At 46.3% G+C, this 18,532-nt stretch carries 15 protein-coding genes and 1 CRISPR repeat array (1 of these 16 only partly in view); of the genes, 11 read left to right on the top strand and 4 right to left on the bottom strand.

What is annotated here, in order from left to right:
* Positions 1-234: 234 nt before the first annotated feature.
* From HRU42_RS08625 to HRU42_RS08615, 3 genes are all read left to right on the top strand, one after another.
* Positions 235-558 carry a hypothetical protein gene (locus tag HRU42_RS08625; RefSeq protein WP_295030317.1) on the top strand — a complete coding sequence of 108 codons (324 nt, stop codon included), beginning with the start codon at positions 235-237 and terminating at the stop codon, positions 556-558.
* Positions 548-799, top strand: coding sequence for a hypothetical protein (locus HRU42_RS08620; protein WP_295030315.1), 252 nt, complete (start codon positions 548-550; stop codon positions 797-799). The genes HRU42_RS08625 and HRU42_RS08620 overlap by 11 nt, the downstream gene beginning before the upstream one ends.
* Positions 800-883: 84 nt before the next feature.
* Positions 884-2,518, top strand: coding sequence for a PepSY domain-containing protein (locus tag HRU42_RS08615; RefSeq protein WP_295030313.1), 1,635 nt, complete (start codon positions 884-886; stop codon positions 2,516-2,518).
* Between the two features lie 107 nt (positions 2,519-2,625).
* Here the strand turns inward: HRU42_RS08615 and HRU42_RS08610 are convergent, their stop codons facing one another.
* Together HRU42_RS08610 and HRU42_RS08605 are read right to left on the bottom strand one after the other, a co-directional pair.
* Positions 2,626-3,123: a hypothetical protein gene (locus HRU42_RS08610; RefSeq protein ID WP_295030311.1), complete on the bottom strand. Its 498-nt coding sequence runs from the start codon at positions 3,121-3,123 to the stop codon at positions 2,626-2,628.
* A 98-nt stretch (positions 3,124-3,221) separates the two neighbouring features.
* Positions 3,222-5,363: an LruC domain-containing protein gene (locus HRU42_RS08605; protein WP_295030309.1), complete on the bottom strand. Its 2,142-nt coding sequence runs from the start codon at positions 5,361-5,363 to the stop codon at positions 3,222-3,224.
* A gap of 290 nt (positions 5,364-5,653) precedes the next feature.
* Here HRU42_RS08605 and HRU42_RS08600 point away from each other — a divergent pair, with 290 nt between their 5' ends.
* From HRU42_RS08600 to HRU42_RS08585, 4 genes are all read left to right on the top strand, one after another.
* The gene (locus HRU42_RS08600; protein ID WP_295030307.1) at positions 5,654-6,217 is read left to right on the top strand and encodes a type II secretion system protein; all 564 of its coding nucleotides are present in this window, start codon (positions 5,654-5,656) and stop codon (positions 6,215-6,217) included.
* Positions 6,218-6,450: 233 nt separating this feature from the next.
* Positions 6,451-7,596 (top strand): ABC transporter substrate-binding protein, encoded by a 1,146-nt coding sequence (locus HRU42_RS08595; protein WP_295030306.1) that lies wholly within the window; start codon positions 6,451-6,453, stop codon positions 7,594-7,596.
* Positions 7,597-7,609: 13 nt separating this feature from the next.
* On the top strand, positions 7,610-12,073 hold the full coding sequence (locus HRU42_RS08590; protein ID WP_295030304.1) for a response regulator: 4,464 nt from the start codon (positions 7,610-7,612) through the stop codon (positions 12,071-12,073).
* Positions 12,066-12,974, top strand: coding sequence for a diguanylate cyclase (locus tag HRU42_RS08585; protein ID WP_295030302.1), 909 nt, complete (start codon positions 12,066-12,068; stop codon positions 12,972-12,974). Before HRU42_RS08590 ends, HRU42_RS08585 begins: the two co-directional genes overlap by 8 nt.
* A 48-nt stretch (positions 12,975-13,022) precedes the next feature.
* Here HRU42_RS08585 and HRU42_RS08580 read toward each other — a convergent pair whose 3' ends face one another.
* Positions 13,023-14,033 (bottom strand): lipid A deacylase LpxR family protein, encoded by a 1,011-nt coding sequence (locus HRU42_RS08580; protein ID WP_295030300.1) that lies wholly within the window; start codon positions 14,031-14,033, stop codon positions 13,023-13,025.
* Positions 14,034-14,424: 391 nt separating this feature from the next.
* Here HRU42_RS08580 and HRU42_RS08575 point away from each other — a divergent pair, with 391 nt between their 5' ends.
* The 4 genes from HRU42_RS08575 to pyrI all read left to right on the top strand — a co-directional run bounded on the left by HRU42_RS08575 (position 14,425) and on the right by pyrI (position 17,255).
* A complete protein-coding gene (locus tag HRU42_RS08575; protein WP_295030298.1) occupies positions 14,425-14,847 on the top strand; it encodes an organic hydroperoxide resistance protein in 423 nt (140 codons plus the stop codon).
* A gap of 91 nt (positions 14,848-14,938) precedes the next feature.
* Complete coding sequence (locus HRU42_RS08570; protein WP_295030296.1) at positions 14,939-15,328, top strand: DoxX family membrane protein; 390 nt, start codon at positions 14,939-14,941, stop codon at positions 15,326-15,328.
* Between the two features lie 536 nt (positions 15,329-15,864).
* Complete coding sequence (gene pyrB, locus HRU42_RS08565) at positions 15,865-16,800, top strand: aspartate carbamoyltransferase (protein ID WP_295030294.1); 936 nt, start codon at positions 15,865-15,867, stop codon at positions 16,798-16,800.
* Positions 16,797-17,255 carry an aspartate carbamoyltransferase regulatory subunit gene (gene pyrI, locus HRU42_RS08560; RefSeq protein ID WP_295030292.1) on the top strand — a complete coding sequence of 153 codons (459 nt, stop codon included), beginning with the start codon at positions 16,797-16,799 and terminating at the stop codon, positions 17,253-17,255. The genes pyrB and pyrI overlap by 4 nt, the downstream gene beginning before the upstream one ends.
* A gap of 196 nt (positions 17,256-17,451) precedes the next feature.
* Here the strand turns inward: pyrI and HRU42_RS08555 are convergent, their stop codons facing one another.
* The gene (locus HRU42_RS08555; protein ID WP_295030291.1) at positions 17,452-17,955 is read right to left on the bottom strand and encodes a hypothetical protein; all 504 of its coding nucleotides are present in this window, start codon (positions 17,953-17,955) and stop codon (positions 17,452-17,454) included.
* A 354-nt stretch (positions 17,956-18,309) separates the two neighbouring features.
* Positions 18,310-18,532: direct repeats of the CRISPR family, unit length 28 nt; unit sequence GTTCACTGCCGCACAGGCAGCTTAGAAA (it continues 1,126 nt past the right edge of the window).

Raw genomic sequence — 18,532 nt, 5'->3', positions numbered from 1 at the left:
ATAGTTGATGTTTACGTTAGCGAAAAAGCCTGAGTCACTGCGATAGGTAGAACCTAAGTTCGCCGTCCACTCGGGGGATGTTTCACGAAAAGGGTAAGAGTATTTACACTAATATGCCTCGTATCCATTGACGGGCCATAGATGTGCGGGCTGTAATGTAAATTTTAATGAAAGGTTTGTGAAAGATGTTAGGCTCGCCGGCTACCTGAATGATAACTATTTGCATATATTAAGATGAGTGTAACCATAGTCGTACTCTGGATTGGATGTTTAACCGCATTGCTGTCCAGTAAGCATCAAGGTTTATTGGCTAAACCTTTGATGAAGTTCTTTTCCATCTCCGTTTTTATCGGCTGCTTTATGGCCAGTATCTGGTCGTTAACCTATATCTATAACCCGATTGCTGCGGCGCTGATGGTATTGGCGTTTACCATGTTTATCTGGCTGAGCTTAGTATTACAACTTGGGCATGTTAAGGCTAAGTTGGCCCCCCTGTGCTGTGTCAACTTGGTTTTTTGGCTAGCTGTGGTTCAGCTAGGAGATCAACATGTGGCCTAAAACGTTGGCCGCCATATTCGGTGGTTGTCTTGTCTCGATATCGGTCATGCTCAATCTCAATCATCTGCTGCCATTGGACGTAGACACCCGACTATTTCTCGGATTATTGATGGCCTTTCCACTCTGGGTGAGTGCCATGATCTGGTGTTATGCCAGTGATTCAGGCTGGCACGCCTGGCGGCGTTGTGGCAGCTTACTCTTGGTGTCTGTCGGCTTCAATACGCTGTTTTTTTTCAGTTAAATTTGACAGGGCTAAACTCAGGTCAAGTGAACAACAGCATATTAAACCTAACTCAATAAACCTAACCCATTAAATTAAGTCATTATGAATAAACAATTTTTAAAGCGTTTAACTCAGGCTCACAGTTGGCTGGGATTGATCATCTCTGGCTTGCTGTTTATCGTGTTTTTCATGGGCTCGATAAGCTTATTTCGCAGTGAAATATACCTCTGGTCTGTGTTGCCACATCATACGCCTGCCCAAGGTGAGGTCTTGTCTCCCAGTGAGATCATGGCATTGGCAATCAAGGACCGTCCCTTCAATGCCAAGGAGCATTTGACGCTAGTGTCTCCGACTGCCGAAATGCCCTTCTACAAGGTCTATGTGGACATAGTATTGCCCCAAGATGCGACGATGGACATCGATTATGTGTCACTCTTGATGGATCCTGTGTCCGGTGAGGTGGTGGCAAATATCGATGACTTCTATCTGGCCGATTTTATCTACCAGTTGCATTACAATCTTAATATTCCCAATGGCGGTTATATCATAGGTTTTGTGGCCCTATTTTTCTTTTTCGCACTGGTGGCGGGGATCTTCATCCATGCACGCAAGCTATTCAGGCAGTTCTTCCTCTATCGTACTCAGGAGGGACGGCGAGATCAGCTGCTGACCATGCATAATGTCATCGGGGTGATGACCCTGCCTTTTACCTTGATGTATGCCATCACAGGCTTGATATTTAACCTGGTTATCATCTATCAAATCGCGTTCGCCTTAGTCCTTTATAAGGGAGATCAACAAGCGTTACTCAAAGATGCTGGCTATACTCAGCAGATGCCAGAGTGGCTGGATAAGCCGCTCGATACCCGTGCAGAAGTTGATAGCTTAGTGGCTCAGCATATTGCAGATTTTGGTCAGTCACCGAGAGTCATTCGCGCCTATAACTATGGTGATAGTAGCGCACTGCTACATATTTTTGGCAGTGAAGCTGGCAAATTTGTCAGTCCTGTCGAGCAGGTTTTTGCCTTAGATGGTGGCGAAACCTTGTTCTCACGGGCGCCAGAGACTCCCAATACGATGACAACCGGGAGAATTGTCCTTACCACGCTGCACTTTGGTGACTATGCGGGCACGGATCTTAAGCTGATCTATTTACTACTTGGCATGGGCGTGTGTGTGCTTATCGTCAGTGGCAATCTACTCTGGGTCGAGAAACGCTTGCAACAGAGACTGTCATCGCCTAAGAGTATCGCACTGGTTAATAGCATGACGTTGGGCTCGACCATGGGAGTCATATTCGCCACGGCTATGGCATTCTTATTTGAACGAATACTGCCTCTTGGCGTGGCTGGGCGAGACGACTTGATGATGAGCAGTTTTATGGCGAGTCTTGCACTCTATCTGGTGCTGGCTTGGTGTGTGTCTGATAAGCGAAAAATGCTGTTTATTTCACTCATCGCCACGGCTGGCGTCTTGCTTAGCACCATTTTCGCCGATTGGGTGCTTTTCCACGAGCAGATAGTGACGGCGTTAAATGCGGGTTTCCTAGCCGTTGCCGGAGTACAGATAGGCTTGACCATCACAGTGATACTGTTTGTCACGGTCGCTTGCTCATTGTTTAGTCAACCGCAGGCCGCTGTAAATGACTTGGATTCAAATTCCAGAACTGACTCAGATGAGAGTCTAGCATTAGCATCGAATAGGAGCCTGAGTGATGAGGGGCTAACCCAAGGTTAACTTAACGGATTAGCGCCATCAGATAAGCGTTTTATCAGTTTTGGCATACTCTTATCAGCAATAGCAAGCGCCGCCAGATAGCGGCGCTTGCTTGTGGTAGCGCCTTATTAATTTATGCTTAACATCTGTTGCTCAAGCCCGGTATCATATTGCCAAACTTGGTATTGTGGCTCGCTAGTATCATAAAACCATAGCACGGCAATCAAGGTATCCTGATGATTCGCCACCTTGATTTTTGTCGTGAGCCTCCCCTCATCGAGTGGGCCGCGAAATTGGCAGGAATCAAAGTTCACCGAGTACGCGTTATTACTGCCATTAAATTCATCACACAAGGAAAAATAGGCGCGTTTGTTTGAATCGATATTGATATCGATGGCAAGTTGAAACACACTCTGCAAGACATTATTGGGGTCAATAACGAGATCATCTAACGAGGTCGGCTTGGCTGGTGTCGTGACCGGAGGTGTGACTGGAGGCGGGGTGCTTGTTTCTGTGGCAGAGCCTTCATCTCCTCCTCCGCCACCACCGCCACAAGCTGACAGGCTACTGAAAATAAACAGTAATAAATAGCATTTTATCTGCGTCAATCTTGTGAAGTTTTTCATATTCATCTCCTCTTTCCCTACTTATATCAATTCCATTAAATTTATGGTCAGTTACTTGATGCAACTGGTATTTGGCCATGGTGATAATTTAGGTCGCACTAATCTTGGAAAATGAGCGCCGTAATAGGGTTGAGATACCAGTTGAGATTAGTGTTCCCGCTGTTATCTGCCGCGAAGTCGATAAACTCAGGATAGCAAGCGTCTAAACGTTGTCTTTCTAATGGGTGCTTCCAGCTGGTAGGCACCTCTAATGCCCAACTCATACCATCTTCATTGAGAAAATAGAGTCCTTGACTGGGTACGGACCTATCTTCCTTAGAGCCAAAATAGGCGGTATCAAATTTATCAGTAGGGGCTTTATTTTTGAGGTGGATCTCGAGCTTACGTCCGGGATGCTCACCGACAACAGCCTTTGCTGCCCGGCCATGGTCACTTTCTGGCGTAGCAAAGATAAAAGGGTCATAGGGAAAGTCTGGCATCTGTGATTCAGGTACCGCATTGACGAAGGGGATAACCATCTTCCAAGTGGTGCGGTAGCTGGCTCCGCACCCCGACTCCGAACGAAGAAACTCACAGCCGGTCGAGAGGGTAATATAATCCCACAGGTCTTGGGCTAGAATAAATACCCCATAGGTTTGCTCGCTTTCCAGGGGCGAAGCACTCTGTGTAACATCATCAATACTCCATTCGATGGTATTTTCCTTGATGTTGCTCATCGCGATCCCCGGCAGCTGAATGCCAAAGCCGTTGTGATAAAAGGCTCCAGCCGCGGCTAACTTAGCTAAAAACTCTACCCGCCTGACTTGACCATATTTGACGTACTCGATGAGTCTTAGATGGAAAATGACATCATTCATGTCGTAATCTTCTTGAGTGGGGTAAAGATCTTCAAACACTATTGAGGTAAACGTTGACGATGAAGGGTAGTAGTTAATGGTAACGCCGCTTTCTGTCATGCTGATTTGATGGTCTTCGACCTCCCCATCTCCGGCTCCCCCGGTAGGACCGATATCGGCCAGGCTACTGAAGCGAAATCTAGCCCATGTTTGGCCGGTTTTTCCCCATGTAGGCACATCTAAATTGACGCTGTTATTGCCGGGGGAGAGCGCATGGCCTGTGATAGCCTGTTCGTCGCTGTCAAAAACACCATCTTTATTCCAGTCAAACCAGGCGTTGAGAAAACCGCCACTCCCGGTTGCGGTAGCCAGGATGACGGCAGATTCACCTAGTTCAAAACCGGTAGGGAAACTGATGCCATCCTCATCATCTATGCCGTCACTATAGTCGTCTGACAGTGGCGTCGGGTAGCCATTGGCCTCACCGTCGACAGTGGCACCTAGATAGAAGTCATCTATGATGGAGTGCCTGGCGCCATTGGACTGCATATAAGTGCCATAGGTGTCGGGCGCATCACCAAAATCAACATTTTCTCCCACAGGGACTTCTGCCAAGGCGCAGCGGGCACCGTCATTACTCGACGATGAAGGGCCGTAAGCAAAGATATCGGCAAGGGGAGGGGAATCATTAACATCCAGGCGATAGATCTTACCGTCGCTATTATTGCTCATGTAAAGCGTGCCGTCGGGATCGAAGAACTGGGCACCGAAGGTGAATTTTGACCCTGTCGAGACGACCACAACACCGAGGTTGGTGGCGGATGCGTCAAATGGGTCGATGCGAAGCAGGCTGGCATTATAGCCATTGGTGACGGCGTAGATATAACCATCACTAGGGTGGAAGGCAAAATCGGTAATGTTATAGGTCGCGTTAATTGCACTGCCGGTAACGAGTGTCATTGGATACTGGCTTGGGTCATCTAAGGGGATTTTAAACAGACCCTTATTTTTTCTATATCCATACCAGACATTTTCATTGATGGCGATGTCACCGACAAAAAAGTTACCCGCAGCCGCCGCATCGGCATCTTTAGTAATGGTGAGAGGGGTGATCATATAGTCATCACCCGTTTTACCTAAGGTACTGGCTTCATAGTCCCAGCCATAGATATAGTTATCGTGATAATTAAATCCCACTCCGTTATAGGAAGCGAGGCGATTCATGTTGTCTGAAAGTATCACATAGCTACCCGTTGCGAGTTCGACACCGTAGGCAATGGGAACAGAAGAAGGCGTTTGTATGATGAAAGCCTGAGTCGGACATGACTCAAACTCGGCTGCAATGCCATCATTGGCGAAGATAGATAAGGCAGCAAGGAGAAGCAGAGGAGCGAGATATTTCATAGTTTGTCCCTATATGAAACAGGTTTAACTATGAAGTGCATGAGCTGTGCCATTATGTAATTATTTGATTTTTATAGCATTGTGTTTTTTTGTTATTTCGGTTCGCAATTTGCGATTCAAATTGCATAAGTTAAACAGCGCCTTCATCTATTAGATGAAGGCGTGTATATCACTCTGATTATTTCGTTTTACTTATAAAAATCCGAATACTTATGTAGTATTGATCTTCTTTAATCATCTCTTCACGAAGACTGTGTGGAAAAGTAAAGACAGGATAGGCAAGTTATAGTATGAATGCATCTAATCGAATCAAGCTCAATGCGGGTTTTACATTAATAGAGCTCGTTGTAGTTATCATTATACTTGGCATACTGTCTGTGGTTGCTGCACCGAAATTCATCAACTTGAAGAGCGATGCTCACCTTTCTGTGTTGCGAGGCTTACAAGGTGCAATTTCAAGCGGTAATGCATTGGCTTACAGTAAGGCGCTAATTCAAGGAAAAGAAACCCAAGCTGTCGCTAATGTCGATCTCGGTGCTGCTGAGGTTATTCTGGCTTATGGTTACATCCCAACGAGCTTGAATGGTGTACCTCAAGGAGCAAAAAAGATAGATACTGAAAGTAATATAATTTTTAACAGTATCACAAGTGTTTTAGATATTGATGCGGCACATTTAATCGATAGTTCAGAAGTGGTTCGCGGTGATTGGGGGGTTATGACTCATGGCATAGACATGTATGTGTCATTTGTTCCCAAAGGCTTGTCAGTGGATAGTCTCTGCATGCTAGAATATACAGGTGTAAATGCAGCTGGCGAGCACCCCATGTTTACTATTATCGATAGCGGTTGTTAGTTAACTCGACGTTGACGCCGCATGCTCTGCATATATTTCAGCCTACCCGTACTCATGCATAAGTTATTCATCGGTGAGTTCCCAAACAAGCATTACCTTACTTAATGTAATGACTTACCTTAAGCTTCATGGCGTATTTTTTCCTCTTTCTTCGTGAAAAACTGACGATGCTCTACTAAGCTCTGTGAGTACTGCTATGCAGTTACTTATCATCACGAGTCAAGGAGAGACGCATGCCAGCTAGTGTTCGTTCGCCACATCGATTCATCACCTATTTAGCGTTTGTTATCACACTCTTTTTTGTCTTGGCTGTGTCGGCTAGTGCTGCCGATAAAAAAGTCATCAAGGCACTGTATATTCCTCTTGCAGATCATTATGCATCGATCGTGGCCTATGAGCGCTACCGCCAAGAGATGAAGTACGCCGATTATCAACTAGAGCAGATGAAAAACTGGGATCTATTGCGGGCATATTTTCAATCCGGTGAAGTCGATATGGCCTATGTGATGAGCCCATTGGCGATGGATATGTTCAGCGATAAACCGCATTTCAGATGGATAGGCTTGATGCACAGAGATGGAAATGCATTAGCAATCAACGATCTGCTAAATGAGCAGGTCAAGCTTCCCGCTGTGAGGCATGAAAGAAAGCCCGATGACAAGGTTGCCAAGGCATTGAAGCAAGTATTTGAGTCCACAGGCCGCGCAACCGAAATCGGTATGCCTCATCTGTTGTCGACTCATACTGTGGTGTTATATCGCTATCTTAAAGAGCACGGACTCACCATGAGTTTAACGCCTAATTCAGGCTCTGATGTGCTGGCGATAGCCGTCGCGCCGCCTAAATCACCCAGCTTCATCAAGAGTAAGAGCAATAGAGCCCAAGCTGCCGCTTTCGAGCAATCTTTACCCTGGGCCGATGTGGTCGAGACAGGAGGCTTTGGCCATGTAGCCTGGTATTCAAAAGATGTGATGCCCTGGGAGCATGGTCATGTGGAATGTATTGCCCTGGCGACCGATGCTGCAATTAAGCATAAGCGTCAGGCTGTTCATGAAGTGATGAATTATATTCATAAGGCGGGAGAGGATATCGAGCTTGCCCGTACTCAAGGGGGAGAAGCATTAGAGGAGATAGTCAAGTTAGTGCGTAAGCATATACCTGCTCATACCCGTGAAGCCATTATCGCGAGTCTTGATCCCGATCTGAGAGTGATTAATTATCAAAACCTGAATGTGGATAAGCCGGGTCTGAAATTGATCATGGATCTGGCGGTAGAGGGGGGCATCATCAGCAAGGCTATCGATATTGAAGATTTTGCCGATGAGAATTTTAGCCGCCATGACTTAGCCGCCATGAGCCAGGCCCAAGTGAATCGCTAGCGTGGAGTCGCCGATGCAAGATGAGTTCATACATGCGCCGATAAAAGAGGTCAACAAGTTAAGCTCTTTGAGCTTTAACCTGACTCTCTGGTTCTTGCTCTTATCCTTACTGCCTCTAACGATAGTGGCTTGGTTCAGTTATCAGCAGGCCAAGCAGAGTCTGGTCGATGCCGCCGAAGAGGAGTTAACTCAGTCTTCGCTGCTGAGTGTACAGTCCATCGAGAGCTGGTTTAATTATCGTATGGTAGATCTTAATGTCGAAGCCGAATCTATCAATGCGGGACTTATCTTGAGTTCGCTCACAGAGGGCAAAAAATCCAGCGGTAAACCCGTTAGCGAATATGTCACGAGTTACGACTGGACCAAGCGTGTCGATGGTCTGCAGAACGATCTGATCGTATTAAGTCGTCAATATGATTATATCAGCGATATATTTTTGATCGATCTCGATGGTGACATTCTTTACTCGGTGATCAGTAATGATGCTAAAGGCAAAAATGTTTTTTCGGCCAATCTAGTCGACTCGCAGTTTACCCAAAGTTTAACCGTGACCATGGACTCAGGTTTGGCTAACTTCTCAGGTCTGGAGCGGAGCCCATTGAGCCAAGGTCAAATCACAGGCTTTATCTCAGCCCCCGTTCTCGATGAATTTGGCGGTTCCATCGGAGTCTATGTCATCGAATTAAAGTTCGACAAAATATTCAATATGCTGCACTCGACCATATCAGAATCTAGCTCTTTAACGCATTACATTATTGGTCAAGATGGCATTCTCAGGACGCCAATAAAAGATAATTGGCAGCAGGTATTACAGAGACAAATTAATACGCGTCCCTTTATCGCCTGGCAGGGCAGAGGGGCTAATGCTGGCATAGATAGCGCAGGAGGTAAAAGGAGCATAGCTTATGAATATATCGGACCTTCGGGCAAAGAGGTGATAGGGCTATATCATACGGTTAAACTTGCCAACATAGAATGGCTATTGATCAGTGAGATAGATAGCGAAGAGACGTTACAAGCCAGTAACTGGTTGAGAAAAATCACCCTCTTATTAGTGCTGCTAACCGCGATGGGCGTGCTACTTGCCTCGGTGTTTATCGCTCGAAAGATCACCCGGCCGATTATTAAGCTCGCCGAAGCCAGTCGTAAAGTCGCCGCAGGAGAAGACCTGACTCTGGTGGATGTAAAAGGCAAGAATGAAATTGGCCTGTTAGCCAATGCGTTTAATCATATGCTCGAAGCCAAAGCGCGTCATGAAGAGGCGCTTATGAAGGTAAATAGCCAGCTCATGGAGGCGATGGATTCGCTGGAGGAACATAAGTTTGCCTTAGATCAGCATGCGATCGTTGCAGTGACTGATTTGAAAGGGACCATCACCTATGCCAATGATAAATTTGCCGAGATCAGTGGTTACCGAGTCAATGAACTCGTTGGCCAGAATCATCGTATCCTTAACTCGGGCTTGCATCCAAATGAATTTTTTTCTGAGATGTATCGGACCGTGTCTAAGGGCAAGGTATGGCATGGCGAGATCTGTAATCGTAATAAACACGGTGAAATTTACTGGGTCGATACCACCATCATGGCCCTGAAAGATGCGAGGAATTTACCTAAGAGCTATATTGCCATTCGAGCCGATATCACCGAGAGAAAGCGTAAGGAGTTAGAGGTTAAAGAGGCGTTGACTCTGATGAATGCCACACTGGAGTCGACCGATAATGGTATCTTGGTGACCAGTAGTGATGGCGAGATTTTAAGGACTAATAGTCAGTTCGCACATCTCTGGGGAGTGACTAAAGAGTTACTCGATAAAGGGATTAACGACAGAGTCATATTAAAGCAAATTAAGGGCTTGTTAAAAGAGCCAGAGCTCTTCCTTAAACGCGTCGAAGAAATTTATCAGAACCGGGAACTAGAGGCATTCGATACCATAGCGTTTATCGATGGACGCGTCTTCGAGCGTGCCTCATCCCCCATGGAAATCGATGGTGAGTATTTTGGTCGAGTCTGGAGCTTTAGGGATATTACCGAGCGAACAGCCAACCAAAACGCCCTGTTACAGACGAAAGAGGAGGCCGAGCAAGCCACTAAGGCTAAGAGTGAGTTTCTCGCCAGCATGAGCCACGAGATCCGCACCCCCATGAATGGCGTTATCGGCATGTTGGGTCTGTTATCTAACTCCAAGTTGACCGAGTATCAAACCCGTCGTGTCAACATAGCTCAGTCCAGTGCACAATCCTTGCTTTCGTTGATTAACGACATATTAGATTATTCAAAAATCGATGCCGGCAAGTTAGAGCTGGAACAGATAGATTTCAACTTGAGGGGAATGCTTGGCGACTTTGCCGAAGGTATCGCTCACCAAGCTCAAGATAAAAATTTGGAACTGATTTTAGATCTCAAAGGGGTCGAACACTCTATGGTAACCGGAGACCCTGGTCGGCTGCGTCAGGCTATCACCAACTTAACCGGTAATGCGATTAAGTTTACTCAGCAAGGTGAGGTGGTGGTGAGAGCCAAGCTCACACCTGCTGATGCGGGGCATTGGTGGTTAACCTGCTCCGTGTCGGATACCGGAATAGGGATCCCCGCGGATAAAATCGATAGTTTATTTACATCATTTAGTCAGATAGACGCATCAACCACCAGAAAATATGGCGGCACTGGCTTGGGACTCGCCATCGTGCAGAAAATATCGCGTCTGATGGGCGGAGACGTGTCAGTGAGCAGTGTTTATGGCGAAGGGAGTCGTTTTGAATTTAAGGTTTTACTGGGCAGGAGTACTAGGTCGACGCTAGTGATCCCTAAGGTCGATATTAACCAACTCAACTTGTTGGTGGTCGATGACAATGCGACTAACCGTGAAGTGATCCGCGATCAACTCGAACTGTGGGGGGCGACTGTGGTTGAGGCCTGCAGCGGCCAAGAAGCCTTGGATATATGCGCTCAAAGAGATAAAGAGCCTGGCAGTCTTAAATTTGATGTTGCCTTCTTAGACATGCAGATGGCAGCAATGGATGGCGCCGAACTTGGACAGAGATTAAAAGCCGATGCCAGGTTTGCTCAAATCAAGCTGGTAATGATGACCTCAATGTCTCAGATGGGGGATGCCAGCTTCTTTGCGGAACTCGGTTTTAGTGGCTATTTCCCTAAACCAACCACCACCTCAGATCTATTCGATGCACTCAACGTCGTCGCCGATGACGGTGAGGCACTGCAAAATGCCCGGCCTCTGGTGACCCATCATTATCTTCAGGCGTTACACCATCAAGCTGACAAACTCAAGATACCGACATGGTCTCATGATACCCGTGTCCTCCTGGTTGAGGATAACTATGTTAATCAATTAGTAGCCATGGGGATTTTAGAAAATTTTAACTTAGATGTGGTCGTCGCCGAAAATGGTTTGCAAGCATTAAATAAGCTAAAAAATGCAGTCGGTGCTCCTTTCGCTCTGATCTTGATGGATTGTCTGATGCCTGAGATGGATGGATATCAAGCCACGCGTGTGATCCGCGCCGGCAATGCAGGAGCCGCAAATAAAGACATCGTCATAGTGGCTATGACGGCGAATGCCATGATGGGGGATAGAGAAAAGTGCATCGATTCGGGGATGAATGATTATCTGCCCAAGCCCATAAATCCCGATAAACTGCTCGATAAACTCATACATTGGCTTCCCCAAGCTGAGTCTGACGATGGGATTCTCAATCAAGACGACTGCAATGAAGATGTATCAGCCACAACATCTGCTGTAATCAGCGCAATACCTGATATTAAAGCCGAGAGACACACCGACCTGATAGCTGAGATAAATATCAAGGAGCCTAAGCATGAACAAGTCAGTGTTTGGGTCGACAAAACCATATGGGATAAGGAGTCGCTACTAACGCGTTCCATGGGAAAAGAGTCTCTGTTTAATGCCATAGTGGATATTTTTTCAGAGGATATGCCTAAGCGTATCGAGTCCCTGATGGAGGCCAATGCAGCAGGGGATATCGATCAACTGCGGCAAATATCCCACACCATAAAAGGCGTAGCGGCAAACCTTAGCGGCAGTAAACTGCAAGCTTGTGCAGCGAGGATAGAGAAAGCTGCACAAGAGAACAAGCTAGCTCAAATCCGCGCAGAACTCCCCGAGTTACAGACCCGATACGACGAATTAATGTCAGTGGTTAAACAGTATGATAAGCCTAGAGGTGAAGAGATCCCGCTAACCCGTGCAAGTGAGCAGTTGATTGCAGAAAGCTTAGCGGATATCTCAGCAAAACTCAGCGAAGGCAGCTACATAGATGTAGCGGATTATGGTCATCTAAAAAGAGCCAGTGAGCGCCCCGAGTTGCAGCAGAAGTTTGATCACCTGCTACAACGGCTGGCCAATTTTGAACATGAGCAAGCGAGTGCATGTTTGACTGAGCTCTCCATCTATCTTGTCGATACTGACTCGAGTCCATCTAAGGAAATAGTCAATGGCTGAAAAAGCAACGATTCTATTGGTCGATGACACTCGCACCAATATTCAACTGTTGGCCGGATGCTTAAAGCATCAGTATCGATTGAAAATCGCCATGAATGGCCAACGTTGTCTCGAACTTGCCCAAAATCCACCCTTTCCCGATCTGATCCTACTCGATGTGATCATGCCAGAGATGAATGGTTACGAAGTTTGCCGTCAACTTAAACAGAATCCAAATACCAAAGATATTCCGATTATTTTTGTCACAGGTCGAGACTCAGATGAAGATGAGGAATTTGGCTTGCGACTCGGTGCGGTGGATTACATCGCTAAGCCGATACGTCCCGCGATAGTGAAGGCTAGGGTATCTACGCAGATAAAGCTTAAGCACCAAAGTGATAAGCTTCGTAACATGGCGCTCCATGACCCATTGACCCAATTGTATAACCGCCACTTCTTAATCGAAGCCGCGGCAAATAAATTGGCTTATGTCGATAGGCATGGAAGTCAGTTATCGATGCTGATGATTGATATCGATTTTTTCAAGCATATCAATGATCAATTCGGCCATCATGCTGGCGATCTGGTACTCAAGGCTATCGCCAAAATACTCAAGGATGACAATCGAAAAGAAGATGTGGTGGCCCGTTTCGGCGGCGAGGAATTTGTGATGTTATTGGAACATTGCTGCCTCCATTGCGCTGTCGAGAAGGCAGAGTTATTAAGAGAAAAAATCGAAGCGTTAGCCCCAATGGGGATAAGCGTGACTGCGAGTTTTGGCGTCGCTCAGTTAATGAGACACGAGCAAACATTTGTCGAACTATTTAGCCGTGCTGACGCCGCTGTCTATCGGGCTAAAGCGCTGGGGCGCAATCGAGTCGTTGCCGCAGAAGATGTGTATGTGGAGTTGAACGAAAAATAGTCTGATTCATTTATTCGATGGGATTAATCATCAGCGAAAATGTAAATATCATAAATTCCAACTGACCACTAACGAACCATAGCCATGCCACTTGTCTGTGTCGCTCTTATATTCCTTGGTATAGGAATTAAACGTCCAGGCAATAGACCAGCCAGGATGGGCCCAGATAATGCCAGTATTGATGCCCGCTTGTCTGTTTTCTAGTTCGACTTGTGAATCATAGGGGAGAGAACCATCGAGGGTGAGATCATTGAAGCGATAACCTAGATAGACTCGGCTATAGACCATGAAACTGCTGCTTTTGCTGGTGGCGGACAGATTGCCATACTGGCCAGCATGTTGACTCAGTCGACCGAATGAATTAGCCAGTTCGTTTCCCCATCTCAAGCTTAAGCCCAGATCTGCTTGGCTGCGAAAGTTACCTAATTGCGTATGACTAAAGCCGCCAATGTCCCATTGGGTCTCTCCGAGAAAGTCATTATTAAATGCCGCTCCACGCATGAACAAGCTGTCGATTTCATAGGCGGCTTGAAGCGTCAGTTGGTTTTCGACCTGATATTGCCAACCTTGAGGAGCGGAGGAGCCCGTGATCTTATGCACAAAGGATTGAACTTGCTCATTGGCAGATGCTGGACCAACAACTCCCAATGAGAGCCAGTTTTTTTGCGCTAATCTAGCTGAATAGGTTGCCGTATGACCTTCAAATGCCAGATAGCCAGCGTAAGGTCTATCTTCAGCTTGAGGTGCATCGACTTCGATCATGCCTGGTGTCCACATCTGTTGGCTGACTTTCCAGCCCCAAGCGTGCTCAGCATCGGCTTGTGAGAAGGTGAGTGCCCCAAGCCATTGAGCCGGCATGGGAGCAAAAGACAAATCAGCCTCAGCTTGGCTTTCCCAGCCCAGAATGATGGCATTGGTATAGTTGCCATCATCACCAAAGATGATGTCATTATCGACTTGGATATGCCATTGGCCTGCATGGGCGATTGGACTGGCCAGGGCTAAACTGGCAGCTAAACCGGAAGCGAATACTTGGGAACGAGAATATAGAGGGGGCAAATTATACTCCTGATTGAAAGTTTTCATTAGCCAATGTTTATCTTGTCCGCATCAGCTGCGATTGTGATTAAAGGATTGAGACTATGACCTCGTTCACCGTGGCGTTAAACCGCTTCAATGAGTCGGTGCCAGAGTATATTAGCGTCATTAGGCTTAACGATTGCTTAACTATGGCTGAATCGATTCGCTTAATAAACATTACAGCTGACCTTAACTTGGCAATTAGCCTAATTGCAATTTAAGTTGTGCGCAATTTAGTTGTAAGGGAGGGTGAATGCTGCTAGAGTTATCTTAACTTAAATTGTGTGCAATTTAATTTGAGCGCAAGAATTAGCATGTAAATCAGAGCGCTCTCATAGCAGAGAACGCGCAGAGGAAGAGAGACCCAATTATGCAAGCAATGTATCAAACACAAGCAACAGCGAATGCGGGCCGTAACGGTACTGTGGCAACAGACGATGGTAAGTTGCGCCTATCACTCAGTTATCCCAAAGAGATGGGTGGCAGTGGAGAGTCGACCAATCCAGAGCAACTGTTTGCGGCAGGTTATAGTGCCTGTTTCTCCAATGCTATTTTACATGTCGCAGGGGAAACCAAACTCACACTAAGCCAGGCACCCGTGACGGCGACTGTAGCGATTGGAGTGAGAGAAGAGGGCGGCTTTGGACTCACAGTGGCATTATCTGTGACGCTTGACCTCCCACAAGAGCAGGCAGAGCAATTAGTCAAGACAGCGCATCAGGTATGTCCATATTCGAATGCCGTTAGAGGTAATATCGATGTGGCTCTGACGGTCAATGAGCGCTCGATATAACCGCGATTAAGGCATTAGGCTAATCTGATGAGTGTGAGTCAGCAGATTAGCCTATTAAGCCAAGCTATCATTAGCAGCAGAGGATAAGGTCATGGAGCTAGCATTAATCACCAGTGGCAGAGTATTGTTAGCCCTCTATTTCTTGTTACCCGGGATCATGAAATTTGTCAGCTGGGACATGCATGTGGCATTGATGGCTAAACATAATATGCTGATGATCCCGGTATTACTGGCGACGGCCGGGGCATTAGAGATACTCGCAGCCCTGGCATTAATGGCTAATAGATACACAGTGCCTGTGTCACTGATGCTGGCTGGACTCGTGGTTCTGATTAATTTCAGCCTTCACGACTTCTGGAACTATAGCGGTATCGAGGCGGCGCATGAGATGCAGAACTTCATCAAAAATCTGGCTATTCTTGCCGGTTTGTTGGTGTTAGCCGGTCACTCATCGAAGAATGAAAAGCGCATCGATGGCTAAATCTCCCATTGTTATGATGCCTTAAACTGCTAAGGCTTAGTCGTTGCTGCGGGGATTGAAACGAGGGGAGCCGGCTCCTGTATTCTGAATTAGGCATTAATAGAAATATTTAGTCTCTTAAACGTAACACTGGCTAAATATTGACTATACTAAATAGTGAAGAGCGTATCATTAGGTAGTGATTGGTTTTGTGAGTTTTGATGTCACGTCTATGAGTAGCAACCGTGTTAGTTTCTGGGCTTACAGTGCGGTTAGCGAGGGATGTAGCACAACCCTGTTTGTGTGTGATTACATATGTGAATATGTAAGTATGAGCTAGCCCCCGACGCGCTTTTCACCTATTTCCCCCATGACCAGATAGGCCTGCTTGCTAGCAGGTTTTTTTGTTGTATTTTTGCTCAAATAATCGCTTGCGTCTATGGCAGGAAGCCAGTGGCTAACCATCAGGGCTCAATGCGTGTCTGCCTATATACTCATCGACCGAAAAGGAGTACAATTCCCACCCGATTTCATCATCGGAACAGGACACTGCAAGAATGAGTAACCCCTTATATCATAAACATATAATCTCTATCTCCGACCTCTCACGTTCAGAACTAGAACTTATTGTCTCTACCGCCAATACACTGAAGCAAACTCCTAATCCAGAACTGTTGAAAAACTGTGTCATCGCCAGCTGTTTCTTCGAAGCCTCGACGCGAACTCGCCTGTCCTTCGAGACCGCGGTACATAGGCTAGGGGGAAGTATTATTGGTTTCCCCGATAGTGGTAACACGTCTTTGGGCAAGAAAGGTGAAACCTTGGCCGATTCGGTAAAGGTGATCTCCTCCTATTGCGACGCTTTCTTCATGCGTCACAATCAAGAGGGCGCGGCCCGTCTTGCCAGTGAGTTCTCTTCGGTGCCGGTGATCAATGGCGGCGATGGCTCGAATCAGCATCCGACGCAAACCTTACTCGACCTGTTCAGCATCTATGAGACCCAAGGCACCTTAGATAAGCTGCAGGTGGCCTTCGTGGGTGATCTTAAATATGGTCGTACAGTGCATTCTCTGACCCAGGCATTGTCTCTGTTTGATTGTGAGTTCCACTTTATTGCCCCCCCAGCACTGTCTATGCCCGATTACATTATCGACGATCTCAAAGCCCAAGGCTGTAAGTTCACCCTGCATGACACCTTAGATGGCGTAGTCGATAACTTAGATATCTTATATATGACTCGGGTGCAGAAGGAACGCTTCGATGAAACTGAATATCAGCATTTGAAATCCAGTTTTATCTTGAGCGCTAACATGCTGCAGGGAGTGAAAGATAATCTTAAGGTATTACACCCATTGCCCAGAGTCGATGAGATCACCACAGATGTAGATCACACCCCTTATGCTTATTACTTTCAGCAGGCTGAAAATGGCGTATATGCCCGCCAAGCGCTGCTTGCCTTAGTGCTGACCAACGAGTATGGAGATGAGTCATGAAGAAGCAGCTAAAAGTCGAAGCCATAGAAAATGGTACTGTTATCGACCATATCGCACCCGGGCAAGGGATTAAGATCCTGAAGTTTTTTGAGCTCTTCGAGGGACAGCAGCGTCTCACCATAGGCTTAAATCTGCCGACCAGTAGCGGCGCCTTGAAAGATATCATCAAGATTGAGCACACGGTATTCGATCAAAATCAGGCCAACCAGTTGGCCCTGTTCGCGCCTAAGGCGACCATCAATGTGATCGAAGATTTTGAAGTGGTCAATAAGTTCAAAGTGGCCATACCCGAGCGCATCTCAGGAGTATTGACCTGCCCTAACAGCAACTGTATCAGCCATAATGAGCCCGTCGACAGTCGTTTCAATATCAAGCAAGAGGGCGCCGGGGCTAAGCTGAAGTGCCATTACTGTGAAAAGTCATTTATTTCCGGCGTGTTCCGCGAGTTTCATTAACACCCTGGGCTGAAATCATATTACCTGTGGCCAAACTGATGCAGGCGGTGTTTTTCAAGATAGCTATCACGATCACCTTGAGCGTGATAGCTCTTCTGCGATGAATCACACGCGTTCACCGCCGCGCAGGCAGCTTAGAATACTATGTGCATTCCGGATGCTATGTACTCCCTTGCTGTCAGGCTAGCACGGTTTTCTACTCAGAAGCTGCCAACTCAATGGCATTAGAAAGACAATTTACCAAATTAACGCCAGCGAATATTAGATATTTTGAGCATTCCTTGGTTTTTTCAAAAAATCCTGCACGCTTCATCGAATCGGTCACAAACACCAATAATATCGACTCTTTATGATTGGAAATATATTGAGTTATCGAGCTATTTACTGATTGGCTGTCCATTCCGCTGGAAAATGCAATGGAAGCTGTCAGTTTAGACAGTTGATCTTGCTGCTGTAGCTCCGTGACCATGCTAATTTTTACCCCAGCTCCCTTCACGGCCATGTGCAGAACGATAAGAATATTGAGCAGAACGTCTACCTCTTCTGCGGTATTGCCCATTTGTTGTTGTACTAATATGGAGGCTAGGAGATTGGGTTGCTCTCGAAAAAGCTCATCACAGATGAGTTCTTTTTCCTTCAGGTTCATATTTTGGGTACTTTTGATCGCGTCCACTAAGGTTTCAGAAGATAGATGTGCCATTTTTCGCTCTGGTCTAGGAAGTGTTTATCTACAGGAAAGATTAACACTTTTCAGTTTACAGTTTACGCAAACCTGCGGCCCATCATAAGGCTGATTAAAAGGCCTGGGTATCGTCTATTATCATAGGTTCACCTCTTGAATCTGATTTATATGGCCTGCGATATTCCAGATGCCGCTCAGTCATCCCAGAAGTGGCATAGTCCCTTGAAAAACACTGGTTTTAACCCTTATTTTTCGCTATTTAAAAATCAACAAGAAAAACAATCAGTTACAACAAGTCATATTTTAGAAGGTTAAATAGGTATTTTTTACCTAAAGACTTGTTGTAACTTATTTTTGTGCTGCTATGCTAGTGTTCACTGCCGCACAGGCAGCTTAGAAAGCTCACAGCAGATTTAACCGATGTCACACCTAGTTCACTGCCGCACAGGCAGCTTAGAAAAGCAGCATAAGTTAAGTATTTTTCTTCACACTGTTCACTGCCGCACAGGCAGCTTAGAAATGTACACATCATCGTGCGCCCCTGCCGCCCCTGTTCACTGCCGCACAGGCAGCTTAGAAAACAAAGCGAGTGGGT

Source organism: Shewanella sp. (genome assembly GCF_013214165.1).
In the GTDB taxonomy this organism is placed as follows: domain Bacteria; phylum Pseudomonadota; class Gammaproteobacteria; order Enterobacterales; family Shewanellaceae; genus Shewanella.
This window is presented reverse-complemented; position numbering and strand designations above follow the sequence as displayed.